Source organism: Arthrobacter sp. Dra40 (assembly GCF_059091905.1).
On record NZ_JBNHHB010000287.1, the window covers coordinates 1 to 5,570 of the forward strand.

Here is a 5,570-nt window from a genome sequence, read left to right on the forward strand (position 1 = left end):
TGGCCAAGGGTGCGGTTCGCAAGAACCAGCCCGTGAAGGTCCTGGGCACCGGCGACATCACCGTCAAGGTCGATGTGAAGGTTGACGCCTTCTCCGCCAGTGCCGCTGAGAAGATTGCCGCCGCTGGCGGCTCCGTGACGGCGCTCTAGCAGCCCGCACCGGGTGCGTCTTTTAGCAGCCTCTGACTGAACTCGTGGTGGCCGGTAGACCCGGCCGCCGCGAGTTCAGTCGCTTTAAAGGCACACCACATATTCTTAATCCGTTTAAAGCGAACGTGCCGAGCCGATAGACTCGGATCTTGTGACTTGCCGCGCAGCGGCATCAGAAACTTTTTGGGAGGACGCTTGCTTAGCGCAATTGGCCGGGCATTCCGGACGCCGGACCTGCGGCGCAAGTTGCTGTTCACGCTTGGCGTTATGACCGTCTACCGGGTGGGCGTTTTCATTCCGGCCCCAGGCGTCGACTACGGCAACGTGCAGCAGTGTCTGGCGCTGGGAAACACGAGTGGCGGAATCTACCAGTTCGTCAATCTCTTCAGCGGCGGTGCGCTGCTGCAGGTGTCCATCTTCGCCCTCGGCATCATGCCGTACATCACCGCCAGCATCATCGTGCAGCTGCTGCGCGTCGTCATCCCGCGGTTCCAGGAACTGCATCAGGAAGGCCCGCAGGGCCAGTCCAAGCTCACGCAATACACCCGCTACCTCACCATCGCGCTGGGTCTGCTCAACGCCACGACGCTGGTGTCGCTGGCGCGGACCGGAGCCCTCTTGGGCAACTGTCCGGTTCCGATCATCCCAGACGACAACCTGATCACGATCTCACTGATCATCCTGACCCTGACCGCAGGCACCGGCCTGATCATGTGGATGGGCGAGCTGATCACCGAGAAGGGCGTCGGCAACGGCATGTCCCTGCTGATCTTCATCTCCATCGCCGCCGGCTTCCCGAGCTCGCTGGGCGAGATCTGGAACACCCAGGGCGTGAACGTTTTCCTGGGCATCCTGCTTGTCGGCCTGCTGACCGTCGCCGCAGTGGTCTTCGTGGAGCAGTCGCAGCGCCGCATCCCCGTGCAGTACGCCAAGCGCATGGTGGGACGCCGCACCGTCGGCGGCACCAGCACCTACATCCCGATCAAGGTGAACATGGCCGGTGTGATCCCGGTGATCTTCGCGTCGTCGATGTTGTACCTGCCGACGCTGATCGCGCAGTTCAATACCCCGGCCGACGGCACCACGGCGCCGCCGGAGTGGGTGAACTGGATCCACACCTACCTGGTCAGGGGCGACTCGCCGTTCTACATGGCGGTCTACTTCGCCCTGATCGTCTTCTTCACCTACTTCTACGTGGCCATCACCTTCAATCCGGAGGAAGTGGCGGACAACATGAAGAAGTACGGCGGTTTCATCCCGGGCATCCGGGCCGGCCGCCCGACGGCGGAGTACCTGCAGTATGTGCTGGCAAGGATCACGCTGCCCGGCGCCCTCTATCTGGGCATCATCTCGCTGATCCCGCTGATCGCCCTGGTGCTGATCAACGCGAACCAGAACTTCCCATTCGGCGGCGTCTCCATCCTCATCATGGTTGGTGTGGGCCTGGAGACCGTCAAGCAAATCAACGCTCAACTACAGCAACGTCACTACGAAGGACTTTTGCGATGACACAAATGCTCATTATCGGCCCGCCCGGATCGGGCAAAGGCACCCAAGCCTCCCGCATTTCCGACCGGCTGGGCATCGTCGCGATCTCCACCGGAGACATCTTCCGTGCCAATGTGAAGGAAGAGACCCCGCTGGGCGTCGAAGCCAAGAAGTACATCGACAAGGGCGAGTTCGTGCCGGACAGCGTCACCAACAACATGGTGCGCGACCGCTTGAAGCAGGCCGACGCCGCCGAGGGCTTCCTGCTGGACGGCTATCCCCGCACCAGTGGCCAGGTCGACGAGTTGGACAGCATCCTGGCCGAAGCCGGCTCGAAGCTGGACATCGTTCTGCAGCTGACCGCCGACGACGAGGAACTGGTCAAGCGCCTGCTCGGCCGCGCCGCGCAGGAAGGCCGCAGCGACGACAACGAAGCCGTCATCCGGCGCCGGCTGGCGCTGTACCACGAGCAGACGGAGATCGTCGTGAGCCGTTACGCGGAGCGCGGCATCGTCGCCACGGTTAACGGCATCGGCGACATCGACGAAGTCACCGAACGCATCGTGTCCGCGCTCAAGTCCGTCACCGCCTGACAGCCCGCTAGAAAGTTAGAGGCAACCCATGGCCTTCGGCCAGCCCAGCATCGAATACAAGACCAAGGACCAAATCAGGAAAATGCGGACTGCCGGTCTAGTGGTCAGCCGTGCGCTGGACGCGGCGGTTGCTGCCGCGGTCCCCGGTGCAACGACCGCGGATGTGGACGCGGCCTTCGAAGCCGTGCTGGACGAAGCCGGCGCCAAGAGCAACTTCAAGGGCTACCACGGCTTCCCCGCAACGGTCTGCGTTTCCGTCAACGAGGAAGTGGTGCACGGAATCCCCGGCGGGAAAGTGCTCGAGGACGGGGACATCCTGTCGGTGGACGGCGGCTGCAGCGTGGACGGCTGGCATGGTGACTCTGCCCGCGGCGTCATTGTGGGCACCGCCGATCCCGAGGACCAGCGGCTGTCCGACGTCACCGAGGAAGCCATGTGGCGCGGCATCGCTGCCCTGGCCACCGGCCACCGCGTCGGCGACATCGGCAACGCCATCGACGACTACGTTTCCTCCGTGCCCGGCAAGCCGTTGGGCATCCTTGAGGATTACGTGGGGCACGGGATCGGCACCGCCATGCACCAGGCTCCGGACGTGCTGAACTACCGGACCAGCCACCGCGGCCCCAAGATCCGTCCCGGGCTGTGCCTGGCCATCGAACCCATGCTGGTGCGCGGGGACATCGAAACCAAGGTGCTGGACGACGACTGGACAGTGGTCACCACGGACGGCTCGCGCTCCTGCCAATGGGAGCACACCGTGGCCGTGCACGACGGAGGCATCTGGGTTTTGACCGCCGAGGACGGGGGCGCGGCCAGGCTGGCTCCGCTGGGGGTCACCCCGGTGCCGCTGGACTAACAGGCCGACCCGCCCCTGGTCTGACTGCAACGCCAAAGACCGGCTCCGCTGGAACCACCGTCCAGCCGGGCCGGCCTTTCGCTGTTAAACCGGACCCCTTCACCTTCCCCACAGCAAACTCCGGCCAGCGGCAAGCCCTGCACGGACACCGCACCCGAAAGGACAATCCCCACCATGATGGGAGCCCACCACGCCCTCTCCGGCGCCGCCGCCTGGATCGCCCTCACCAGCCAGGTGCACGTACCGCTGGATGCACTGACGACGCCAATGGGCTGGGGCACGCAGACCCTCACCTTGGGCTGGGGGTTGTTGGAGGTAGGACCACTGGGTCTGATCACCGGAGCCATGGTGACAGCCGGCGCCGCGCTGGTTCCGGATGCCGACCACCGCAACGCCACCATCGCCCGCTCATTGCCGCCACTGTCCAACGCGGTGTGTGCAGGAATCGGGGCACTGGCCGGCGGGCATCGCCGGGGCACCCACTCGCTGATCGGCTTGGCGGCGTTCGTCGCACTGGCCTGGCTCGCCGGGCTCTGGACCGTGGAAACCCAGCGGTTCGGAACCGTCTATCCCGGCGCGGGCCTCCTGTGCGTGCTGCTGGTGGCCTTTGCGGCCAAGGCCCTGAAGTTCCTCCCCGACCGCCTGCAGAAGATCCCCTGGGCGGTTGGCCTGTCGGTAGCGGCGTTCATAGCCCTGTACGCACCCGAACATCACAACTGGTTCCCGCTCGCCATGGGCATCGGCGTGGTCATGCATGTGCTCGGCGACATGCTCACCACCGGCGGCGTGAACCTGCTGTGGCCGTTGCGGATCAAACCCCCCAAGCTCTGGCGGCGGATCCCGCTGCTCAACACCATCTGGCGGCGCAATGGCTACTTCGCCCTGCCGCTCCTGGGCAATGCCGGCTCGGCACGGGAGTGGGCCCTGCTGGTGCCGGTCAGTGCGTATGTGGTGGTCCTGCTTATCGGGGCCTGCCTCGACGCCGGGCAGCAGAGCCTGGTCGCGTTCGGCTGACGCCGGTTTTCCCGGCTGCCTTTGGGCGCCGTGATTCCGTGGGGGCTCCGGGCCGGGTGAGGCGGGGCGGGCACTCCCTGCCCAGCCCGCACTCCTTACCCGGCCGGCACTCCTTGCCCGGCGGGCAGGGTCCGGGCAGGATGAGGCCATGGCTTCCTCTATTACCGATGTACCCGGCATCCGCGTAGGCCACGTCCACAAGGCCGGCGACGGCTGGCTCACCGGAGTCACCGTGGTGCTGCCGCCGGCCGGGACCGTCGGCGCCGTCGATGTCCGCGGAGGAGGGCCGGCCACCCACGAAACCGATGCGCTGGATCCCACCACCCTGGTGCCGGCCGCGGACGCGGTGGTGCTCACCGGCGGCAGCGCCTTCGGACTGATCGCCGCGCACGGGGCGCAACGCTGGCTGGAAGAGCAGGGGCGTGGCTTCCGGACGTTGAATGCCGTGGTGCCGATTGTGCCGGCGGCAGCCCTCTATGACTTGGGCCGCGGCGGGGACATCGCGGCACGCCCGGACGAGCAGATGGGGTACGACGCCGCTGCCTCCGCCGGCGCTGCCCCGGACTTCGGCGCCGTGCAGCGCGGCAACGTGGGTGCAGGTACCGGGGCGGCCATGGGCTTCCAGAAGTACAAAGGGGGAGTGGGGACTGCCTCGCTGCGGATGGGCGGCGCCAACGAAGGCATCGTGGTCGGGGCACTCGCCGTGGTCAATGCTGCAGGAACGCCCTTTACAGGGGCCGGCAGCACCGGCCGCGCGCCGGAAGAAACGGGCGGCCCCGCGCGCCCCTCTGCAGCTCCGTTGAACACCACCTTGTGTGTCGTCGCGACCAACGCCGTGCTGGATCCTGCCCAGGCAAACCGGACGGCGTCGGCCGCCCATGCCGGGCTGGCCCGGGCCCTCAGCCCGTCACATACGCTGATGGACGGAGACGTGGTCTTCGTGCTGGCCACGGGGCAGCAGCAATTGGTGCAGGAGGGGCCCCTGGATCCCAGGGCGGAACTGCACGTGCTGGCCGCGGAAGCGGTCACAGCGGCCATTTGGGATGGGGTGGTGAGCGCCGAGCGGGTGGAGGGCTCCGGCGTCGTACTGGAAAAATTTCCCATGCAGGGGTCACGCTGAGGGTGGCTCCGGACCGGGCGCGGCGGGCGGATAGGCCGCCGGGCCCGGTGGCGCTGTCGGGGCGTCGGCGAAGCCCGCACCCCACAACCGTTATCCGGATTTAACTTTATCCGGCTTCCGGAGTACAGTTGTCTGTTGGTTGTCTCTACTTTTATGCCCAACTTCGGGTGCATGGCGCCCGCGAAAGTCTGCCGGAACGTACGGCTTAGTGGGAGTGTAGCGGCAAGCAAAACCCAAAAACTAGCCACCGCGCCAGCGATGGTTACTGACGTTAGCGGAGGATATGGCTAAGAAAGACGGTGTCATTGAGATTGAAGGCACTGTGCAGGAGGCTCTGCCCAATGCGATGT

Annotated in this window: 6 protein-coding genes and 1 pseudogene; all 7 read left to right on the plus strand. The window is 66.0% G+C overall.

Annotated features, from left to right (window positions below; genetic code table 11):
• Positions 1–149 (plus strand): uL15 family ribosomal protein (locus AC5RWT_RS34025; RefSeq protein ID WP_494084077.1); only part of this gene is annotated, 149 nt, incomplete at its 5' end.
• A gap of 195 nt (positions 150–344) precedes the next feature.
• Positions 345–1,658: a preprotein translocase subunit SecY gene (gene secY / locus AC5RWT_RS34030; RefSeq protein ID WP_494084072.1), complete on the plus strand. Its 1,314-nt coding sequence runs from the start codon at positions 345–347 to the stop codon at positions 1,656–1,658.
• Complete coding sequence (locus AC5RWT_RS34035) at positions 1,655–2,230, plus strand: adenylate kinase (RefSeq protein WP_494084073.1); 576 nt, start codon at positions 1,655–1,657, stop codon at positions 2,228–2,230. The genes secY and AC5RWT_RS34035 overlap by 4 nt, the downstream gene beginning before the upstream one ends.
• Positions 2,231–2,258: 28 nt before the next feature.
• Positions 2,259–3,086 carry a type I methionyl aminopeptidase gene (gene map / locus AC5RWT_RS34040; RefSeq protein WP_494084074.1) on the plus strand — a complete coding sequence of 276 codons (828 nt, stop codon included), beginning with the start codon at positions 2,259–2,261 and terminating at the stop codon, positions 3,084–3,086.
• 174 nt (positions 3,087–3,260) lie between these two features.
• Positions 3,261–4,100 carry a metal-dependent hydrolase gene (locus AC5RWT_RS34045; RefSeq protein ID WP_494084075.1) on the plus strand — a complete coding sequence of 280 codons (840 nt, stop codon included), beginning with the start codon at positions 3,261–3,263 and terminating at the stop codon, positions 4,098–4,100.
• Between the two features lie 148 nt (positions 4,101–4,248).
• Positions 4,249–5,220 (plus strand): P1 family peptidase, encoded by a 972-nt coding sequence (locus tag AC5RWT_RS34050; RefSeq protein ID WP_494084076.1) that lies wholly within the window; start codon positions 4,249–4,251, stop codon positions 5,218–5,220.
• Between the two features lie 283 nt (positions 5,221–5,503).
• Positions 5,504–5,570: pseudogene (locus AC5RWT_RS34055) on the plus strand (translation initiation factor IF-1); the annotation flags it as partial.